This window comes from Cysteiniphilum sp. JM-1, from assembly GCF_008711525.1.
Taxonomy (GTDB): Bacteria; Pseudomonadota; Gammaproteobacteria; order Francisellales; family Francisellaceae; genus Caedibacter.
On the sequence record NZ_VXKS01000008.1, the window covers coordinates 89,352 to 110,263 of the forward strand.

At 40.2% G+C, this 20,912-nt stretch carries 20 protein-coding genes; 12 read left to right on the forward strand and 8 right to left on the reverse strand.

Annotation, left to right across the window (positions count from 1 at the left end):
- The first annotated feature begins 23 nt into the window (after window positions 1–23).
- Complete coding sequence (locus tag F3D68_RS05370) at window positions 24–341, forward strand: type II toxin-antitoxin system RelE/ParE family toxin (RefSeq protein WP_151193414.1); 318 nt, start codon at window positions 24–26, stop codon at window positions 339–341.
- Window position 342: 1 nt separating this feature from the next.
- Window positions 343–654 carry a helix-turn-helix domain-containing protein gene (locus F3D68_RS05375; protein ID WP_151193415.1) on the forward strand — a complete coding sequence of 104 codons (312 nt, stop codon included), beginning with the start codon at window positions 343–345 and terminating at the stop codon, window positions 652–654.
- On the opposite strand, the gene F3D68_RS05380 is transcribed toward F3D68_RS05375, so the two are convergent.
- Window positions 651–2,474, reverse strand: a complete 1,824-nt coding sequence (locus tag F3D68_RS05380; RefSeq protein ID WP_151193416.1) for an RNB domain-containing ribonuclease — start codon at window positions 2,472–2,474, stop codon at window positions 651–653. The two genes, F3D68_RS05375 and F3D68_RS05380, sit on opposite strands and share 4 nt — an antisense overlap.
- 131 nt (window positions 2,475–2,605) lie before the next feature.
- Here F3D68_RS05380 and F3D68_RS05385 point away from each other — a divergent pair, with 131 nt between their 5' ends.
- Window positions 2,606–3,397 (forward strand): SDR family NAD(P)-dependent oxidoreductase, encoded by a 792-nt coding sequence (locus F3D68_RS05385; RefSeq protein ID WP_151193417.1) that lies wholly within the window; start codon window positions 2,606–2,608, stop codon window positions 3,395–3,397.
- A gap of 169 nt (window positions 3,398–3,566) precedes the next feature.
- Complete coding sequence (locus F3D68_RS05390; RefSeq protein WP_151193418.1) at window positions 3,567–4,451, forward strand: DMT family transporter; 885 nt, start codon at window positions 3,567–3,569, stop codon at window positions 4,449–4,451.
- On the opposite strand, the gene F3D68_RS05395 is transcribed toward F3D68_RS05390, so the two are convergent.
- The 3 genes from F3D68_RS05395 to F3D68_RS05405 all read right to left on the reverse strand — a co-directional run bounded on the left by F3D68_RS05395 (window position 4,452) and on the right by F3D68_RS05405 (window position 8,211).
- Complete coding sequence (locus tag F3D68_RS05395; protein ID WP_151193419.1) at window positions 4,452–5,864, reverse strand: peptide MFS transporter; 1,413 nt, start codon at window positions 5,862–5,864, stop codon at window positions 4,452–4,454. It lies immediately after the preceding gene.
- 90 nt (window positions 5,865–5,954) lie between these two features.
- Window positions 5,955–7,004, reverse strand: coding sequence for an L-threonine 3-dehydrogenase (tdh, locus tag F3D68_RS05400; protein WP_151193443.1), 1,050 nt, complete (start codon window positions 7,002–7,004; stop codon window positions 5,955–5,957).
- Window positions 7,005–7,017: 13 nt separating this feature from the next.
- Window positions 7,018–8,211: a glycine C-acetyltransferase gene (locus tag F3D68_RS05405; RefSeq protein WP_151193420.1), complete on the reverse strand. Its 1,194-nt coding sequence runs from the start codon at window positions 8,209–8,211 to the stop codon at window positions 7,018–7,020.
- A gap of 353 nt (window positions 8,212–8,564) precedes the next feature.
- Here F3D68_RS05405 and F3D68_RS05410 point away from each other — a divergent pair, with 353 nt between their 5' ends.
- The 4 genes from F3D68_RS05410 to F3D68_RS05425 all read left to right on the forward strand — a co-directional run bounded on the left by F3D68_RS05410 (window position 8,565) and on the right by F3D68_RS05425 (window position 14,181).
- Window positions 8,565–10,964 (forward strand): DNA translocase FtsK 4TM domain-containing protein, encoded by a 2,400-nt coding sequence (locus tag F3D68_RS05410; protein ID WP_411954894.1) that lies wholly within the window; start codon window positions 8,565–8,567, stop codon window positions 10,962–10,964.
- 5 nt (window positions 10,965–10,969) lie between these two features.
- On the forward strand, window positions 10,970–11,716 hold the full coding sequence (gene lolA / locus F3D68_RS05415) for an outer membrane lipoprotein chaperone LolA (protein ID WP_151193422.1): 747 nt from the start codon (window positions 10,970–10,972) through the stop codon (window positions 11,714–11,716).
- 79 nt (window positions 11,717–11,795) lie between these two features.
- Window positions 11,796–13,010, forward strand: a complete 1,215-nt coding sequence (locus F3D68_RS05420; protein ID WP_151193423.1) for a cation:proton antiporter — start codon at window positions 11,796–11,798, stop codon at window positions 13,008–13,010.
- Window positions 13,003–14,181, forward strand: a complete 1,179-nt coding sequence (locus tag F3D68_RS05425; RefSeq protein ID WP_151193424.1) for a M20 family metallopeptidase — start codon at window positions 13,003–13,005, stop codon at window positions 14,179–14,181. The genes F3D68_RS05420 and F3D68_RS05425 overlap by 8 nt, the downstream gene beginning before the upstream one ends.
- Window positions 14,182–14,185: 4 nt before the next feature.
- Here the strand turns inward: F3D68_RS05425 and F3D68_RS05430 are convergent, their stop codons facing one another.
- Window positions 14,186–14,569 (reverse strand): hypothetical protein, encoded by a 384-nt coding sequence (locus tag F3D68_RS05430; protein WP_151193425.1) that lies wholly within the window; start codon window positions 14,567–14,569, stop codon window positions 14,186–14,188.
- Window positions 14,570–14,735: 166 nt separating this feature from the next.
- On the reverse strand, window positions 14,736–15,371 hold the full coding sequence (locus F3D68_RS05435; protein ID WP_191092713.1) for a phosphotransferase-like protein: 636 nt from the start codon (window positions 15,369–15,371) through the stop codon (window positions 14,736–14,738).
- 277 nt (window positions 15,372–15,648) lie between these two features.
- Here F3D68_RS05435 and ettA point away from each other — a divergent pair, with 277 nt between their 5' ends.
- Window positions 15,649–17,325 carry an energy-dependent translational throttle protein EttA gene (gene ettA, locus F3D68_RS05440; RefSeq protein ID WP_151193427.1) on the forward strand — a complete coding sequence of 559 codons (1,677 nt, stop codon included), beginning with the start codon at window positions 15,649–15,651 and terminating at the stop codon, window positions 17,323–17,325.
- 19 nt (window positions 17,326–17,344) lie between these two features.
- Here ettA and F3D68_RS05445 read toward each other — a convergent pair whose 3' ends face one another.
- Together F3D68_RS05445 and F3D68_RS05450 are read right to left on the reverse strand one after the other, a co-directional pair.
- Window positions 17,345–17,758: a type II toxin-antitoxin system VapC family toxin gene (locus tag F3D68_RS05445; protein WP_151193428.1), complete on the reverse strand. Its 414-nt coding sequence runs from the start codon at window positions 17,756–17,758 to the stop codon at window positions 17,345–17,347.
- Window positions 17,758–18,000: an antitoxin gene (locus tag F3D68_RS05450; RefSeq protein ID WP_151193429.1), complete on the reverse strand. Its 243-nt coding sequence runs from the start codon at window positions 17,998–18,000 to the stop codon at window positions 17,758–17,760. Before F3D68_RS05450 ends, F3D68_RS05445 begins: the two co-directional genes overlap by 1 nt.
- Window positions 18,001–18,397: 397 nt before the next feature.
- On the opposite strand from F3D68_RS05450, the gene purH reads away from it, so the two are divergent.
- From purH to F3D68_RS05465, 3 genes are all read left to right on the forward strand, one after another.
- Window positions 18,398–19,969, forward strand: a complete 1,572-nt coding sequence (gene purH, locus F3D68_RS05455) for a bifunctional phosphoribosylaminoimidazolecarboxamide formyltransferase/IMP cyclohydrolase (protein WP_151193430.1) — start codon at window positions 18,398–18,400, stop codon at window positions 19,967–19,969.
- Between the two features lie 81 nt (window positions 19,970–20,050).
- Window positions 20,051–20,287, forward strand: a complete 237-nt coding sequence (locus F3D68_RS05460) for a type II toxin-antitoxin system Phd/YefM family antitoxin (RefSeq protein WP_151193431.1) — start codon at window positions 20,051–20,053, stop codon at window positions 20,285–20,287.
- On the forward strand, window positions 20,288–20,674 hold the full coding sequence (locus F3D68_RS05465; protein ID WP_151193432.1) for a type II toxin-antitoxin system VapC family toxin: 387 nt from the start codon (window positions 20,288–20,290) through the stop codon (window positions 20,672–20,674).
- The last annotated feature ends 238 nt before the right edge of the window (window positions 20,675–20,912 follow it).

The window sequence follows — 20,912 nt, forward strand, 5'->3', positions numbered from 1 at the left end:
TGGTTTATTTTGGTAAATAGTCAATGAATTATAAATACAAGGTTGAACTTGAAGTTGAGGTAGTTAAATACCTTAAAGCACTTAGCAAAAGTGAGTTGATAAAAGCCTACAAAGTAATAGACCTGCTACGAATGTTTGGACATGAGCTAAGCTTACCTTATAAAAAAGATATTCAAGGTAACAAACATTTAAAAGAGTTGAGAACGCCAACAGGCACTAGAATCTATTACTTTTATTTCGATGGCAAAACTTACCGCTGCATATGGGCTGGAAACAAAAACACACAGACAAAAGATATTGAGAAGGCAAAACGCATTCTTAAAGATTTAATTGGAGGCTAAAATGAGTAAATATGACTTTATTGATTCCGAAACCCTAAAAAAAGAACTCCTTTCAAAAGAAGAAATTTCAGCAATTGAAATAGATACCACTATTGAAAGCCAAGCAATTATTGCCCGTCAAGAGCTTGCTAGTGATGTTATGGAGTATAAAAATTCGCAAGGTTTAACGCTTGAAGGCTTAGCAGAAAAACTAGGAACTAGTAAATCTCAAGCCAATCGAATTTTAAAGGCAAAAGCATCCTATAGTTTGGAAACCATTTATAGAATTTGCCGCATTATTGGCAAAAAAGAACTTACCCTAAAAATATTTTAAACCCGAAAATAAATATCCTGTGTTGCAAGCTTCACATCGCTTAAGGTCACTGTGATCGTTGTATCTAGCTCTGCAGACTCCGCCAATGTTAATTTCTTGATCAATGATAAACCGGGAATAAAAACAGTAACGCGATTGCCTTGTTGTTTCTCAATCACTATCGCCTCACCTTGCCAGTTAGGGTTTTGCATCAAATAGACACATTTCCAGTGATTGTTACTAAAGCTTTCTGCTTGGCGCGCAGCTTTAATGCCTGATTCACTTTCACCAATACGCATGAGAATCTCTTCACCTGAGAACAAAGTTTCAGATTTTAAAAATCGTCTTAACTGCTGATGTACCACCATATCCAAATAGCGCCTTAATGGACTAGTTGCCTGTACATAGGCATTAAGTCCCATGCCTGCATGCCTATCAGCACTACTTTTGTATTGTCCTTTTTGTAAGCGTCTTCTAACAGCAAACATTTCCGACATCAATTGAGGTGTTTGCTCTTCTTTACTCAGATCATGCTCTGGCTGTGTTGAGAAAGGCAATGGGATCTCATGCTGATCAGCAAAAGTGGCAACTGCCACACCTGCCATTAACATCGCATCGCGCACGATATTGCGACTTTGCAATGTTGCCAAAGGAATGATATCGACTTTCTTATCACGCAATTTGAGCTTCACCTCTGAAAACTGCAGCTCAACAGCACCATGCATTCGACGATAGCCGCTAAATTCATTAGAAAAACGCACAAAATGATTAAATGGTACCTCAGTTAATTTATGCTCGGCTTCTTGGTAACTTAAGCGTGTTACCTTGATAGTTGATAATACGATCTCAATATCTTTAACCTCACCATCGATCAGCTTAAAGCCAATTGATAACGCTGGAGATGTCGGATGAAGCCCCAGTGCCAAGTCCTCAGTAATCTGATGTGGCAACATTGGAATGACGCCTTCAGGTAGATAAAGATTGCTCCCTCGAGCGCGCGCTTCTTTGTCAATCTCACCATCAACACCCACCAAACTCGCAGGATCTGCAACATGCACCCATAGTTTTTGCGTTGTTTCATCAAAACTTAATGCATCATCTGGATCGTGACTGTCCTCATCATCAATCGCATAACTTGCTAAATGCGTTAAATCAACACGCGATTCAGATTGCATTTCAGGCAACTCAAAAACAGGGGCTTGTAAAGCTGCATCTAAACGCATGGGATAGGGGTTAACAAATTCATCCCAATAGCCAATATCAAGCAGTAATGCATGGGCATTAACTGGCGTTTCTTCCTTATCAATTAATTTAAAAAAACGACAGCCTGCCGCTTGTCCCAAAGCATATGATGCCAACTCTTTAACAAAAGGTTCATCCTCTTGGACATAAGTTTTTTCCTTTAAGCGCGTGATAAAAGTCTCTAATGCTTGTGCTTTTTGTGCTTTCTCTTGTGCTTGTTTGATAATGTCATCTACCGCCTCAGGCGTATTAACCCCAATCTCATCTTCATGCGCGAAGAAATGCAGGCCTTTTTGCACAATTTGCCACGTGCCATAAACTGTTGTGCAATTATACTCACCATAAATAAGCTCACTCAATTCACCATAATTGGTTTTAGCACCTTGCAACAATCCCCAAGCATCAATGAGCTCACCCTCACCTAAATCAGTCGTTAACACCTCAAATTTCTTAAAGCCACCATCGTGCAGCAGCAGTAAGTTTTTCTCAGGTAATTTAACGGTTTTTTCATCTTCTAATTGAATTTCAACTTTCTTATCAACAAACCCAATGACACGCGCTGGGCGATTTTTAAAAATTACTAAACTATCAAGCTGCATTAATACGACTAAACAAAGCTAATGATTCATTCTCGCTATGGTATCAAAAAAGCTGATCAACAGGGATGATTGTTGCACTTTTTTTTCGTACACTTTGTCTCTACCCACCGACAAACCAAGGTCGACACATCATGCATGACAAACCTACTAAATCATCTATTACCAACATTAAACCCGTTGTGTTTATCACAGGCGCAAGCTCGGGCTTTGGTGCTGAAATGGCACGTAAATATAATGCCAACGGTCACCCAGTCATTTTAACCGCGCGCCGCTTTGGTCATTTACAAGCATTAGCTAAAACACTCAATCAAGACTTTCCCATCCATATTGCCGAGCTGAATGTCACTGATAAGGATGCCATTGATCAAGTCATTAGTGCACTACCTGAGCATATGAAAAATATCGGCATTTTGATTAATAATGCAGGCTTAGCATTGGGCTTAGCCTCTTTTCAAGATGCCGATGAGCTTGATTTTGAAACGATGATTAATACCAATATTAATGGTCTGTTATATGTTACCAAGCGCATATTGCCATTGATGCTTGATAACAATCGTGGTCACATTATTAACATCGGCTCCATTGCTGCGAATTGGCCCTATCCTGGTGGACATGTCTATTGTGCCAGCAAAGCGTTTGTTCAACAGTTTTCACGAGCGTTACGCTCTGATCTTCAAGGAAAAAATATTCGTGTCACTGATATTGAGCCAGGACTTGCGCAAACGGAGTTTTCCGTAGTGCGTTTTAAGGGAGATGCTCAAAAAGCCAACCAAGTGTATGATCAAACTGAACCATTGCTTGCACATGATATTGCTGAGATTGTCTATTTCACGACATCATTACCTCAACATATTAATATCAACACACTTGAGGTGATGCCAACCTGTCAAAGTTGGGCGCCACTCAATATCACTAGATCATAACAATCGCTAGCATTACGCTCTTTTTGAGGTTTATACTTCTTTTCTAAGGCACTTTGCCAATTACCAACTGACCCCTTTTAAAAGTAAGGGCATAAAGGGCTTGTAATAGAATTAATTCAACCCATTAAAATGTACAATACCACTTATAATAACTACTGGGAGAGAGTTTATGTGGAGCATCTTATCATTAATCGTTGCGCAAATGGTGACGGGGGTTAATATCACCGGCTCCAAATTTTTGGTATCACACTTATCGATTATTGCCTTACTTGAAATACGCTTTATTGTTGGCAGCCTTGTCCTTTTGGCATGCATGCCCTTTATTAAAAAAACAAATAATGCACAAAGCACTATTTCATCGCTTAACAAGAAAGATTGGTTTGTTTTGATTGCGCAAGCGCTATGTGCAGGCATGTTCTTTAACCTGTTGATGCTCTCAGGGATTCAATTCACCAGTGCCAGCATGGCAGGACTTATTACCAGCACACTGCCGGCGATGATTATTATCTTATCGTTTATTATTTTCCGCCAACGCATTACTCCTTTTAAAGCATTATGTATCCTCTTTGCCACCATTGGCTTAATTGCGATTAATGGCTCAAGCCTATCAAGTCACGACTTTTCAGCATTATCAATTATTGGAGATATGATCATCTTTTTAGCGATGATTCCTGAAGCACTTTATTATGTCATTAGCAAATTTAAGAATACTCAATTACCCGCAGTTAAATCGGCATTTTTGATGAATTTAATCAATGCCATTGCGATGATTCCACTGTTGTTTTTCGCTAACTGGCATGAGTTACTTGGTTTAAGCTTTAATGCTTATTTTGTTTTGCTCTTAGTATCAGTTGCCTCTGCTTTATTCTATCTATTTTGGTTTATGGGATGCGATCAGGTGAGTGCCAGCACTGCAGGGCTAGTTACTGCGGCAATGCCGATCTCAACATTGGCATTTTCATTTATTTTCTTAAGTGAGCATATAACCTTGGTGCAAGGCATTGGCACTTTGCTGATTTTACTGTCTATCGTATTTGGCGCCAGAAAAGGCTAATTATCGCTTAGCAAGCACAAATCGTCTTAACAATAAACACAACAAAGCACCGACTATTGTTAAGACAATAAACAATTGCAAACCTTCAGACATTCCAGTTTTAATACTATGGATATCACCAGTCACAGGTGCCCACTGGGCAATGACACCGGCAAGTTTGCCGCCAATACCAAGGGTTACCAACCAGATTCCCATATATAAAGAAACATAATTAGGTGGTGCTAATTTTGTGATAAGTGACAAACCAATTGCTGATAATGATAACTCACTGATTGCCATAATTAAAAAGGCGATAATCATATATATCGCAGGAACGCCTTGACCTTTAGGTGTCAACTGAATACCAACCCAAATAATTAAGAAAACAACGGCAAGTAAGATAAAACCAATATTAAACTTATCAATATCCTGCACGGATTTGCCTTTGCGCTCTAATGACAACCACAGTTTCCCCATAAAAAAGCCAAAGATTAAGACTCCTACCGATTCAAAGCTTAAAAACTGCGAGTCTAAGATATGCCAACCCAATAAGTTATTATTCACTCCTTTTGAGATAAACAGCAACACTGAAATAAATATCTGAAAAAATAGCGCCCAATATAAAATTGACAAAACAAAAAAGATAAAAGCAACAATAACATTACGCCAGTATTTTTTTTGCGCTGAGATAAGCATAACGATAAAGCAGCCTAGTCCTGCAACTGTAATGGCAACATTGGCAATGATTGGATTCTTTAACACCAGAAAGACCACCACAAAATACACTGCTAAGATTAGAATGGTTTTAGCGACAATGGCTAAATTGATTTTCACTTCTTTAATGTGCTTTGCCAAAATAAAAAAGCCAACGATCAAATTGATCAGTACCAGTATCGACACGATCAAGCTTGAATAAAAGGGCGCGGCAAAGCCATAGGTTTCACTTAAGTAAGAAGCAACAAATAATGCAGCAAAGCCCCCTAAATTGATCCCAACATAAAAGATATTAAAACCAAAATCACGCTGCCCTTCTGTCGCATTGGTCTTATCATAAAAGCGTCCGATAAATGAGCTTATATTTGATTTAATCAATCCCGTACTAATTGAAATAAATGAAAGACCCAGAAAAAGTAAGTTCTCAGAGCTTGCAACGGCTAACACTAAGCTCCCAGCAATCATAAACGCCACACCAAGTGTTGCCGCACGGTAATAGCTGATGAGCTTATCGGCGATATACCCACCAACCAATGCTGAGATATATACCATGCTAAGCACCGTACCCACAAGAGATGCACCCTTTGCCTCAGGTAAATTAAATTTGTGAATTAAAAAGAAGATAAGTAATGACTGAATCACGTAGTAGCTATAGCGTTCACCAAATTCAGTTAAGCTTGCGATGGTTAGGACACTACCTTGCCCTTTTAATACTTTCATATGTTTCTCTAATCGTTTTCCCTAGAACGGGGAACATTCGATAATAAAAGTAAGCAAAAAGCAAGAAATATAAAATATAAATTATTAGATTTATGCCCAGTTTAAAATAACTTTACCACACTGCCCTGACTTCATTAGTTCAAACCCTTCTAAGAAATCATCAACATGAAACTGGTGTGTAATCACAGGGTTTACATTTAGGCCCGAGCCAACCATGCTTGCCATCTTGTACCAAGTTTCATAGATCTCACGACCATAGATACCTTTTAAGTGCAAGCCTTTAAAAACAATATCATTCCATGGCACGGTAACTTCAGCACCACCAATGCCTAACAAAGCAATATTGCCACCATTATTCATTGTCTGAATCATCGCATTAATTGCCGCTTGGTGACCTGACATCTCAAGCCCGACATCAAAACCTTCAGTCATACCCAGTTTAGTCATCGTCTCTCTTAGCGCATTGGCTTGTTCAGCTGCTGTTTTATATGCTTTGACATTTAAGGCAACACTCGCCCCCATTTGCCTTGCAAGCTCCAAACGATAATCATTAATATCGGTAATGACAATATGCTTAGCACCAACGTGACGGGCAATCGCCACTGCCATAATGCCAATGGGACCGGCACCTGTAATTAGTACATCTTCACCGGTAAGATCAAAGGATAATGCGGTATGCACCGCATTACCAAAAGGATCAAACATACTAGCAATATCATCACTGACATAATCAGGTACTTTAAAGGTATTCTCCGCAGGAATCGCTAAATACTCGGCAAACGCGCCTTGGCGATTAACCCCAACACCAACGGTATTGCGACATAAATGACGTTTACCAGCACGGCAATTGCGACAAAATCCACAGGTAATATGCCCCTCACCTGAAACACGATCACCCACCTTAAAGCCTTTGACTTCACAACCAAGAGCAACAATCTCGCCGACAAACTCATGTCCAACTGCCATCGGTACTGGAATGGTTTTCTGCGACCACTCATCCCATAGATAAATATGCAGGTCTGTACCGCAAATCGCTGTTTTTTTCACTTTGATCAATACATCATTATGCCCGACTTCAGGAATAGGCAACTCAGTCATCCAAATACCTGGTTCAGCCTTAAGCTTAGATAGTACTTTCATTGTTTTTTGCATTTTAGATAATTCCCATTTCTTTACCAACTTCAATAAATGCCTGGACCGTTTTATCGATCTGTTCAAGCGTATGTGCTGCTGACATTTGCGTACGAATACGTGCTAAGCCTTTAGGAACCACAGGATACGAAAACGCGATCACATAGATACCCTTATGCAGCAACTTTTCCGCCATTTCAGCGGCTTTTTTCTCCTCATATAACATCACTGGAATAATTGGATGCTCACCTGGGATAAGATCAAAACCTGCAGCTGTCATTTTTTGTCTGAAATGTTTTTGGTTGCGCTGCAACACATCACGTCTTTCATCTGAGCTCATCGCCAATTTAATCGCTGCCATTGATGTCGCTGCAATCATCGGCGCTAAGGCATTTGAAAACAAATAAGGACGTGCCTTTTGTTTTAACATCTCGGCAATTGGCGCACGCGCTGCCACAAAACCACCTGATGCGCCACCTAATGCCTTGCCTAATGTACTTGTGATAATATCAACGCGCCCTTCAACACCACAATAACTTGGTGTGCCACGTCCCTGCTCACCAATAAAACCCGTGGCATGCGAGTCATCAACCATCACAAGTGCATTGTACTTATCCGCCAAGTCACAGACGCCTTTTAAGTTGGCGATAATACCATCCATCGAGAAAACGCCATCGGTGACGATAAGCTTAAAGCGCGCACCTTTCTCATCAGCTGCTTGCAATTGCGCTTCAAGATCACTCATATCATTATTTTTATAGCGAAAACGCATCGCTTTACATAAACGCACACCATCGATAATACTGGCGTGATTTAACGCATCACTAATCACCGCATCTTCGGCAGTCAAGATAGATTCAAACACGCCACCATTAGCATCAAAACATGATGGGAACACAATCGTCTCTTCCATCTTTAGATATTGACTGATCAAATTTTCAAGCTCTCTATGTGGCGTTTGTGTGCCACAAATAAAGCGTACAGATGCCGCGCCATAACCATATTGATCCAATGCTTTTTTAGCAGTTTCCACTAAGTCTTTATTATCGGCAAGTCCTAGATAATTATTCGCGCAAAAGTTAATAACATGCGCCCCATTTTTAAGGGTAATATCTGAAGATTGCGGTGAGTTGATAATACGCTCACCTTTGTAGGTTCCTGCTTCTTTGATCTCATTAATCCCTTGACGTAAATGCTCATAAAATGCGTTATTCATCTTAAGTTTCCTTATGTTAGTTTTTTAATAGCAAATAAACTTGCGCCATTCTACCTGAGAAGCGCTGCTAGCTACAAGCCCAACCGTTAATCTATCAACATTCTGGCAAAACGAGTTGCCTGCTTTGTTTTGCCCTTGGTATGATAAGGGCGTTTAATCTCGATGAATATGAGGAATTAAGAGTGGCGCTGCTGCGTAAAAGTAAGAAAAACACATCACAAAAAGCGGATTCTAAGAAGACTAGAGCCGACAAAACAGCTAAAACAGCAAAACAATCTGCTAATCAAGCAACCGTTAAAAAGGAGCTTCATCCACTATTGGTTGATCGCTTACGAATTACTTGGCTAGTGTTAATGGGTGCAATTGCCTTATTTTTATTGTTATCGCTTTTTTCATATAACAGTAATGACCCCGGTTGGACGATCTCTCAATCACAAGATAAGGTCTACAATTACGCCGGCATTGTCGGTGCTTATACTGCCAACATTATCTTAAGCATTTGTGGCGTCTTTGGTTTTTTGATTCCCTTTTTACTGGTCTATGGCATCTGGCAGCTTTTTCTTGAGCGTAAAACCTTTGCTGAAAGTAGTATTCTGCTGATGCTTATGCGTTTTGCGGGTGCTATTTTATTGGTGTTTTCAGGAAGCGGATTGGCTCAGATTGGATTGTCTGTTTTTAGTGTCTACATGCCTGAAGGCGCTGGCGGCATTTTAGGGCAGGAAGTCGCTAAATATGCCATTTTATACCTTAGCACTGCCGGCAGCATTTTGGTGCTTATTGTTGCTTTTGCCTTAGGCTTAACCTTGTTCTCAGGTGGTTTTTGGATTCGCTCACTTGCTGCTCTTATTCGTTTTATTGTGATGACGATAAAAGACTTTTTCACAAGTTCTCCTGAAGAAAAAGAGCAAAGAGCGCTAGAGCGCGCTGAACAAAAAGCGCAAAAAGAAGCGCTAAAGCAGCAAAAAAAGGATGAAAAGGCCGAGTTAAAAGAGCAAAAATTACTGGCAAAGAGTGCGAAGAATGAACGAGAACAACAACAGCAAGATAACTTAATGGCTGAGCATGATACACTTGATCACTTGAGTTACAATGATCCAGGCATTAATCAACACATAGATGATCGCGAGATCTCTTTTGAGCCTTTTGATGATGAATTCACACTAAAACCACTAACAAAAGCGCTTGATGATGAGGCATTACCTGAGATCGATGACATCCCTTTACCAGTGCCTATAAGTAAGTCATCAATACCTAAAAAACCTAAAAATAAAACCGATAAAATTACTGGTCTACCATCATTAGATCTACTTGATGATCCTGAAGCAAAAAAAGAGCTTATCTCTAAAGAGTTCTTACAAAAGATGGCGTTATTGGTGGAAGAGAAACTGGCTGATTTTGGTGTACAGGTTAAAGTTGTTGGCAGTTACCCAGGACCTGTGATCACGCGCTTTGAAGTTGAGCTTGCCCCAGGAGTTAAAGTCAGTAAATTAAGTGGTTTGGCGCAGGATTTAGCGCGCTCCTTATCTGCGGCACGTGTGCGTGTTGTTGAAGTCATTCCTGGCAAACCTTATGTAGGTCTTGAGCTACCGAATCAAAAGCGTGAAATGGTGCGTTTAAAAGAAGTTTTGGCGCATAAGAAATTTATCGAATCAAGCTCACCTTTGACCATGGGATTGGGGGTTGACATTGCAGGCACACCTGAAACAGCTAACCTTGCCAAAATGCCACATTTACTGGTTGCAGGAACGACTGGTTCTGGTAAATCTGTTGGTGTCAATGCGATGATCATCAGTATGCTATATAAATCAGCACCGGATGATCTGCGTCTTATTATGATTGATCCAAAAATGCTTGAGTTATCGATCTATGAAGGGATACCTCATCTTTTGACACCAGTTGTTACTGATATGAATGAGGCAGCTAATGCGCTACGTTGGTGTGTCAAAGAAATGGATCGACGTTACGAACTTATGGCAGCCGCAGGTGTTAGAAATATTGCTGGATTAAATGAGAAAATCCTTGAGGCTGAGAAATCAGGCGAGCCAATGAAAGATCCACTGTGGCTTAAGTTGCGTCCAGGACACGATGAAGATGCACCATTATTAGAGAAGCTGCCTTACATCGTTGTTATTGCCGATGAGTTTGCCGATATGATGATGGTTGTGGGTAAAAAAGTTGAAGAGCTGATTGCGCGCTTGGCACAAAAAGCGCGAGCGGCAGGCATCCACTTAATCCTTGCAACCCAACGCCCATCCGTCGATGTCGTCACGGGTTTGATCAAAGCCAACATTCCAACACGTATTGCTTTTCAAGTGTCATCAAAGATTGACTCACGCACCATTTTAGATCAACAAGGTGCTGAACAACTCTTAGGTCATGGCGATATGCTTTATTTGCCCCCTGGCTCAGGCGTGCCTGCTCGTGTGCATGGCGCCTTTGTCGATGATGATGAAGTGCATCGCGTGGTCGCTGCATGGAAAGAAATGGGCGAACCTGAATATATCGATAGCATCACCGCTAGTGAAGATGAAGAAGGTGGTGAGGGTGAGGCCGGTGCTGATAGCACTGACCCACTGTATGATGAAGCTGTTAAAATCGTACTTGAAACACAGCGCGCATCAATTTCAAACATCCAACGCCGCTTGCGCATTGGTTATAACCGCTCAGCACGATTGATTGAGGAAATGGAAGCAGCTGGTCTTGTGAGTGAAATGCAAAGCAATGGCATGCGTGAAGTACTGGTAAAAAGGTAACAGAAATGAACAATATACAAAAAATAAAGCCATTGATTAAATATAGTCTTTTAGGTTTAACCGCCGTTACTCTACTCTCTAGCGTACTATTAAAGCCTACGTTTGCAGCAGATAAAAGCACCACACCAATAGCAACTAAAACTGCCACCCTTGAGAACTCTAAAAATGCTAAGAATACTGAAAGTATCGAAAATATCAAAAATAATGATGCTGATAGTACATTGTTTACGTTATTAACCAATCTAAAAAACATGCATGCTAAATTTCGCCAAAGTTTAATTAATCCACAACAAGGCATTAAAGAAACGAGCACAGGTGAATTATGGGTAAGCAAGCCAAGCTTTTTTAAATGGCAGGTTGAGTCCCCACAAAAACAAATGCTGTTATCTAACGGGCAAAAACTTTGGAACTATGATGAAGATTTAGAGCAAGTCACAATTAGTGAGGTGCCTAAAAACATCTCGCAAGCGCCCTATTTACTATTATTGACCGGTGATAGCAAAGTATTGCAAAAGCTCTTTAGCATAACGCAAAATGGCGAGCACACTTATCGCTTAACACCCAAAGTGAATGATCAATCTTTGATTAAATATATCGATATTACTTTTGCTAGCAGCACACCAAAGTCCATGCTTATCCAAACAGAAGTTGGGCAGTCCACGCATATTGAATTTTATGATATTTCTACTGCAAAGATCCCTGCTAAAACCTATGATTTCACGCCACCTAAAGGTGTTGATGTATTAGGTTAAAAACAACTTTGCCGATAATAGTAATTACGTAGGGGCGTATTGCATACGCCTTTCAAAACATAATTAACAAGGATTATTCATGCATACGCTTGAGACGCTTAAACACTTATTTACCCTACCGCTAGATAATCCTGTGAGCATTTTTGCCGTTGTTTTAGTGCTCATTCTTGCGGCTAAAGTGATTTGTCATTACAGCAAAATACCGAGCATTATCGGGCTGATTATCACCGGTATTATCGTCGGTCCCCATGCCTTAAATATTTTAGATCAAAACCTTGCGGTAACGATTTTTGCTACCACTGGGCTTCTTTATATTATGTTTCTAGCCGGTCTTGAGCTTGAGATGAAAGAGTTTAAACTACATAAACGCAAGAGCATACTCTTTGGCATACTGACCTTTATTATCCCTTTTGCTATAGGTTTCCCCATATTTCATTATGCCTTTGGTTTTCAAGCCAGTGCAGCCATTTTAGTTGCGATTATGTTTTCAACTCACACCTTAATTGCTTACCCGATGGTCAGTAAAAAAGGACATGCCAAACGCCAAGCAGTTGCCATCGCCGTGGGTGGTACCATTATTACCGATACAGTGGTGCTACTTATTCTGGCATTGGTTACGGGGCTTCATCAAGAAGGTAGCAGTATGATGATGCTGATAAGTCTTGTCATTGGTTTTATTCTTTTCAGTTTGATTGCCTTTGCTGTTATCCCTTATATTGCTAAAGGATTTTTTTATCTCTTTGCGCGCAAGAAAAGTCTGCACTACACCTTTGTGCTATTAGTCGTTTTTCTGTTGGCATTACTTGCTGAGATCATTGGCGTTGATGCGATTATTGGCGCGTTTTTTGCAGGTCTTTCCTTAAATCGTTTTGTTGCCAAAAAGAAAAAATTAAAGGCCGAAATTCATTTTATTGGTGATACTTTGTTTATTCCAGTTTTTCTGATTAGCGTTGGTATGATTGTGAACTTACATGTGCTTGTTGATATTCATCATGTCTTAGGTATCGCGATTACTTTAATCATTGTTGCGCTTTTAAGTAAATGGCTTGCCGCTAAATTTACCCAACTTACACTTAAACTATCACCTCTTGATGGTCGTTTAATCTTTGGCTTAAGTAGCGCGCACGCTGCTGCAACTTTAGCGATTATTTTGGTCGGCTATAAAACAGGTATTTTAAGTAATGCGATTTTAAACAGTACCATTTTGCTGATTTTAATCAGCTGCTTAACTGCCTCATTAGTTACAGCAAACACACTTAAACATTTGTCAAAAAAGGAGACTCACGGTGGTTAATACCATTGACGACTTAACGATTGATCAAAACTATTTACGCGAAGTGCGTGAGCATATTCACCGCCACCCTGAGCTTGGCTTTGATGTTGAAAATACTGCCGATTTTATCGCGGGCAAACTGCAAACGCTCGGGTTAACGATTAAGCGCAACATTGGCAAAACAGGACTTATTGCTGATTTGATTGTTAACCCTGATTATCCGATGATTGCACTGCGCGCTGATATGGATGCGTTACCCATACATGAGCAAAACACGTGTGATTATAAGTCAACCATCGATGGTAAGGCACATATGTGCGGGCATGATGCACATTGTGCGATGGTGCTAACCACAGCGCATACATTGGTTACTCATAAGATCCAATTAAAGATTAATGTACGCTTTTTATTTCAGCCTTCTGAAGAGGTTTTACCTGGTGGCGCACCGGCAATGATCAAAGATGGTGCATTAGCAGGTGTTAGCGCTATTTATGGTCTCCATGTATTACCCTCAATTGATGAAGGAAAAATGCAAATTTGCCAACCTGTCGCCTTAGCCGGTGTTGATCTATTTGATCTTACCTTTATCGGCAAAGGGGGGCATGCGAGCACGCCATGCACGACCAATGATCCGATGGTTATGGCAACACAATTTGTCAATGCTGTGCAAACGATTGCCTCAAGAAACCTTTCAAGCTTCGATCCTGCAGTGGTATCTATCACCGCACTTAATATTGGTAGTACTTATAATGTGATTGCCGATAAAGCTAAACTTAAGGGCTGTATTCGCTATCTTAGCCAAGCTGCGCGCGAGCTCGTTAAAAAGCGCTTATATGAAATTGCCAATGGTATTGCCCACACTTATGACGGATCGGTTGATATCGATTATCTGCCTGGTTATCCTGAAACGCAAAATGATGCTAACTGCGCACAAAAATCCATTGCCGCAGCAAATCATGTGGTCGGTGAGAAAAACACGCTGTTATCTCATATCCCATGGATGGCATCAGAGGACTTCTCCTACTTTGCCAAAGAGATTCCAGCATGTTATGCATTTTTAGGTGTGCGGAATGAAACTTCAGGCTTTACCTCGATGGTGCATGAACCAACCTTTGACTTATCTGTTAACGCCATGGTCTATGGGGTGAAGTATTACTTAGCGCTATGTTGGAGCCACAGCAGTTATAGCTAATTCATTAAACTTTTTGCGTCTTGTTAAACCAACGCACGGCTTTGGGCTGATACAAAATATAAAATGCGGCAATGATTAAAATAATTTCAATAAACACTAACCAGAAATTAAGCGGGTGACTGGCGTGCTCTGGCAAATAAAAGATTAAAAACGCATACCAGATAATCGCAAGGATAATATAAATCCATTTTGCTGCTTTAACCCCCAGACTAATCACAAATGCCACTGCAATGAGCACAATGTAAGCAACCACATCAAGCCAGATATGCTCCATTGGCACCATAACTAAAGTCGAGGATGTCATTAAGTCCAACAGCCCCAGAATACTCACGCCATAGAGCATCCAAATGGCTGCATACACACGTTTTGGTCTAATTACTTTATTCATAAATTTAAGCTCCTTTTAAATGTTGATTATCGGAATATCGTTGTCATTTAATTCCCATCCAAAGTGTAGCCTAAAAACCTGATCTTTGGCTAGTTGGTTTGTGTTAATATCTGCGATTTTTCAATACTATTCTTACACTTAGTATGTTTGATTGGGTATTTCATCATTACAGATACTGCTGACAAAGCGCCTTAAATGCCGCAAAATGCGTCGTAGCTTGCAGCTCATGATAAATTGATTGAGCACATTCATCTGGTGTTTTATTATCAGTATTTATGTCTATATCATAACGCGTATATTTATGTGTCATATGATTTGAGGCGCGACTCATGCCAATAGGTCGGAAATCATCTTGGTAATTTTGGGATTGCTCCATGCGTTTTTGCGCACGCCTTTCACCCACCTCATCGGAGACACGCATAGCAACCATAACCACTTCATATTTTTGAAGCTTCTCTAAAAACACCTTAAAATCATCAAAACGCCAGAAGATCTCATCTGCTACCACACTTATACCATGATTTAAAAAACAACAGACTGATTCATAACGTGCCAGATTAATGCGCTTGATAATATCACCATGCACAATTTCTGTCATCGTCTGCCCATTTTCCTGATATTGTCTTGGATACAAATAATCTTTATCCGGCTTTGACAATTCTAGCTTATCCGTTGGAATTGCCAGATGAAACGTATCAATTCCCAGATGAATATTCGGTTCATCCATTAAGTTTTGTAGTGCTTTTGCAGTCGAGGTTTTTCCTGCACTGCAAGCACCCACCAATAAAATAAGTCGTGCCATGTTGAGTTGTTTCCATTCCTTCATTAATCAAATATTATACAAACCAATTGATATTTATATAGTAACCCAAGGTTACTTCAACAATTTATTAGTATATAAGCAGCTAAACAATAAATAGTTTATTGCTAATAGCGCCTTATTCACCATGGTTGTTGATTTAATTCCATTTGAATTTCAAAACAGTTTGCAAGCACTATACCAAGACTATCTGTTTTTTGATACAATCGCCTGCGTTTATGTCTATATACATCTTACAAAACAAACTAAGGATTCTTAAATGTCTGAACAATATATTTATTCAATGCATCGCGTTGGTAAGGTTGTGCCACCGAACCGCTATATCTTAAAGGATATTTCGCTATCATTTTTTGATGGTGCTAAGATTGGTGTCTTGGGTCTTAATGGCTCAGGTAAATCAACATTACTACGTATTATGGCAGGGCTTGATACTGAGATCGTCGGTGAAGCAGCACCTCGCAAGGGGGTTAAAATCGGTTATTTACCACAAGAACCACAACTTGACCCAACAAAAGATGTTAAGGGCAATGTTGAAGAAGCCTTAGCCGATCTTAAAGCACTGGTTACACACTTTGATGAAATCAGCATGAAATTTTGCGAACCAATGTCCGATGATGAAATGAACAAGTTACTTGCCGAGCAAGGTGAGCTACAAAACAAAATCGATGCCGCTGGTGCTTGGGAGATTGATCGCAAGCTTGAGATTGCAGCTGATGCGCTACGTTTACCAGCTTGGGATGCTGATGTATCAAAGCTTTCAGGCGGTGAAGTACGTCGTGTTGCACTATGTAAATTATTATTATCATCTCCGGATATTCTGCTGCTAGATGAACCAACAAACCATTTAGACGCTGAGAGTGTCGCTTGGCTTGAACGCTTCTTGCAAGAATATAAAGGCACTGTTGTGGCAATTACCCATGATCGCTACTTCTTAGATAATGTTGCTGAATGGATCCTTGAGCTTGATCGTGGTGAAGGGATCCCTTTTAAAGGTAATTACTCTAGCTGGTTAGAACAAAAAGAAGCACGTCTAGCCCAAGAAGAGAAAAAACAAACAGCACATAGAAAAGCATTGCAACAAGAGCTTGAATGGGTACGTCAAAATGCCAAAGGTCGTCAAGCCAAATCAAAAGCACGTTTATCGCGCTTTGATGAGCTAAGCTCACAAGAATTCCAAGAGCGCAATGCCACACAAGACTTATATATCCCGCCTGGACCACGCTTAGGCAATAAAGTCATTAACATTGACGGTATCAGTAAAGGCTTTGGTGATCGCTTATTGATTGATCAGCTTGGCTTTGAGGTTCCAGCAGGTTCCATTGTTGGTATTATTGGACCAAATGGCGCGGGTAAATCGACATTCTTTAAAATGATATCAGGCATTGAAACACCTGATGCTGGCAATGTTGAATTCGGTGAAACGGTTGAGCTTGCCTATGTCAACCAATCCCGTGATACCTTAGATGGTAACAAAACCGTCTGGGAAGAGATCTCTGATGGTCTTGATGTCATCGCTGTTGGCAAGTACACGATCCCCTCACGTCAATACGTTGGACGCTTTAACTTTAAAGGTTCTGATCAGCAGAAATTTATCCATCAGCTTTCCGGCGGTGAGCGCAATCGCGTGCATTTAGCGAAGTTACTACGCAAGGGTGGCAATGTCATATTACTTGATGAACCGACGAATGACCTTGATGTCGAGACATTGCGCGCCCTTGAAGAAGCCATTCTTGCCTTCCCAGGTTCGGTGATGATCATCTCGCATGATCGCTGGTTCTTAGATCGCGTGGCAACACACATCTTAGCCTTTGAGGGTGAAAGTAATGTTGTCTGGTTTGAAGGAAATTATGAGGCCTATATTGAAGATAAGAAAAAACGCCTAGGCGATGACTCCGTTGATCCTCATCGCATTAAGTACAAGAAAATTACGGCTTAATTTCTTCTATTTTTTATTTTTATTTTGTCCAATCTTCTAGCTCAAGGTGCTTTGACAAATGATAAAAGGCTCGATCTTTTGTCACTAATACTGCATTTTCAGCTTTTGCATGTGCTGCGATAAGCATATCCATGCACGATAATGTCTTGCCTTCTTTTTCACATGTTGCGCGTAATTTTGCGTAAGCTTTTGCAGCTTGTGATGTCCAAGGCAAGATCTCGACACGAAGTAGAAACTCATTAACAATCATCGGCAAATGTTTTGCATTTGGCTTTTTAGCCACACCTAATAGCAACTCAGCCTCAGTAATCGCTGAGATGCAAATACTCGACATAGGCACATTGATCAGATGTGTTTTAAGTGCAGGGTAATCACCTTTAATAATATAACTTGCTGTATTGGTATCAAGCATGTAGCGCTTTGTATTTACCATCAGAATAAATCTCTCTGTGATGGCACTTCATCATCTCTATCAGCCATAAAGTCCTTAGGGATCTTCTTGCCTTCTTTCATCTCAAAGAAATCCTCCCACGAGCCTGGCTTTTTAGAAATAATAATATCACCCGTTTCAGGATGACGTCTGATATAAACCTCTTTGCAGTCAAAACGATAACTACTAGGTAATCTTACGGCTTGACTACGCCCATTCATAAATAACTTTGCTGTATGCATCATCGAGCACCTCTTATAGTTTGAATCATATATAGCATAGGATGAAGATTGATATATATCAAGATATATCACGCTGTTTGTCGTACCTTGAGCAAAGTCAAAAGGTAAGGATAAAAACAACAAGAGGCTTCGACTAATGCTCAACCAATAAGCTCTACCGCACCCTGAGCGAAGTCGAAGGGGAATACAAAGATAGCGGATGGCTTCGACTAACGCTCAGCCAACAATGCCAATCACTCCCTGAGTAAAGTCAAAGTGTGAAAAGTTTAAAGACCCCTACCGAGACAGAAACACTATAAAATCGTTTGCACTCGTATACAACGCAAAAAACACTGTAAAATGATTTGTGATGAGTATACAATCACCTCGCTTTTAACGTACTCTTTTGGAGCGAAATCTCGTGAGATCAATTAAACGCGCTTTGCTTAGTGTTTCCGACAAAACAGGGATTGTTGACTTTGCCAAGCAATTGCAAAAACTCAATATTGAAATATTATCAACTGGTGGCACTGCCAAGCTATTAGCAGACGCTAATATTCCCGTAATTGAAGTATCAGATTACACAGGCTTCCCTGAGATGATGGATGGGCGTGTCAAAACTCTGCACCCTAAAATCCATGGTGGACTTCTTGGTAGACGCGATATCGATCAAGCGGTTATGCAGCAACATGATATCCCGAATATTGATTTGGTTGTTGTCAATTTATACCCATTTAAACAAACAATCGAAAAACCGAATGTCAGTTTCAGCGAGACGATTGAGAACATTGATATTGGTGGTCCGACAATGTTGCGCTCAGCGGCAAAAAACCATCAAGATGTTACCGTGATTTGTGATCCTAATGACTATACCGACATTACACAAAAACTAAATGACAATCATGGTGCTTTAGACTTTGCGACACGCTTTAGCTTGGCATGTAAGGTCTTTGAACACACCGCACAATACGATGGCATGATTGCTAATCATTTAGGCACATTAAATCCAGCAACTGGAGAGAAAGCACATAACTTTCCTAATACAATCAATCTACAGTTTAACAAAGCTGAAGTGATGCGCTATGGTGAGAATCCTCACCAACAAGCTGCCTTATATATTGAACCTGATTATCCTAATGCGTCAGTAGCACAGGCGACACAGTTACAAGGTAAAGCATTATCTTATAATAATATTGCTGATACTGATGCCGCTTTACAGTGTGTCAAAAGCTTTGACTTACCTGCTTGTGTTATTGTTAAACATGCCAATCCTTGTGGCGTTGCAGTGGCAAGCTCATTAACCGAAGCCTATCAAAAAGCCTTTCAAACCGATCCAACCTCAGCCTTTGGCGGCATTATTGCCTGTAATCAAAAGCTTGATGCGATAACTGCACAAACAATTATTAATCAACAATTTGTTGAAGTTATTATTGCCCCTGAAGTGGATGATTTGGCACTTAAAGCACTCGCAGCTAAGCCCAATGTACGTGTATTGGCTTGTGGTTATGATCAAAAACCAAATCTTGCTGAGCTTGAATTGAAGAAAATTGAAGGTGGACTGTTAGTCCAAGATAAAGACATTTATCAGCTAGATCAAAATGAATTAAAGATCGTCACTCATAAAGCGCCGACTGATGAACAGTTACAAGACCTGTTATTTGCATGGAAAGTGGTGAAATTTGTTAAATCAAACGCCATTGTTTACGCCAAAAAAAATATGACTGTCGGCATAGGTGCCGGACAAATGAGTCGCGTATTTAGCTCAAAAATTGCCATTGAAAAAGCGCACGATGCTAACTTAAGCATTGAGCATTCAGTGATGGCATCAGATGCCTTCTTCCCGTTTCGCGATGGCATAGATGCCGCTGCCAAATCAGGGGTTAGCGCCATTATCCAACCAGGTGGCTCCATGCGCGATCAAGAAGTCATCGATGCTGCTAACGAGCATGGTATCGCTATGGTGTTTACCGGCATTAGGCATTTTAGGCATTAAACAACAAACACTTGGACAAGCAGGGAATATTCATCTATATTAGCAAAAGATCAAATGAATCACTTAATTTAGCGAGGTCTTATGCATCATATCTATGGGATTGGCGACGCCAAACAAAACTTTCCCAAGCTGATTAATCTAGTATCAACCTCTGGTGAGGAGATTTTAATTACACGCGACAAAAAATTAGTCGCTAAAATTATTCCTGTGGAAAAGAAAAAACGCATTATTGGAAAGCTTTCTAACACAGCATATTACATGGCTGAAGATTTTGATGCGCCCAATGATGCTATTGATCAACTCTTTTACGGTGAATAAATGTATTTACTCGATACCCATTATTTAATTTGGCTATTATATGAGCCTCAAAAACTCTCCGCCAAATTGACCAAAATCATTGAAAACACTGATAATGATATCTTTTTCAGTGCAATGAGTATCTTTGAAATCGCCATTAAAGAATCTATTGGCAAACTCAAAGTATCTCCTGACTTTGCCAATCACCTAGAAGAATCCGGATTACAATCTTTACCCTTCTTATCGGATCACGCCAATTGGTTACGCACGTTAACACTCGATATTCATAAAGACCCATTTGATCGAGCGTTAATCGCTCAATCCGCTGTCGAAGGAATCAACTTAATCACTCAAGATCGACTGATTTTAGAATATAGCAATGTGCTTCGTCATATTAAGGATTTGTGAACGGGTTCCTTCCAAACTTTAAGCTAGTATTAGGTGACAATTAGCTTTACCGATCACGACAACTAGAATTGCCGGTTGAATCATGTAGGCTATTCCTTAATCAATAAAGCTGCAGATAATTAAGATTAAGGTATGGCAAGAAAACGAGTCACAACAGAACAGGTAAAGCTATACATGAAACTCAGACAAGAAGATAAACTCACCCAGATTGGCTGCGCTGCTAAATCAGGCTTTAGTG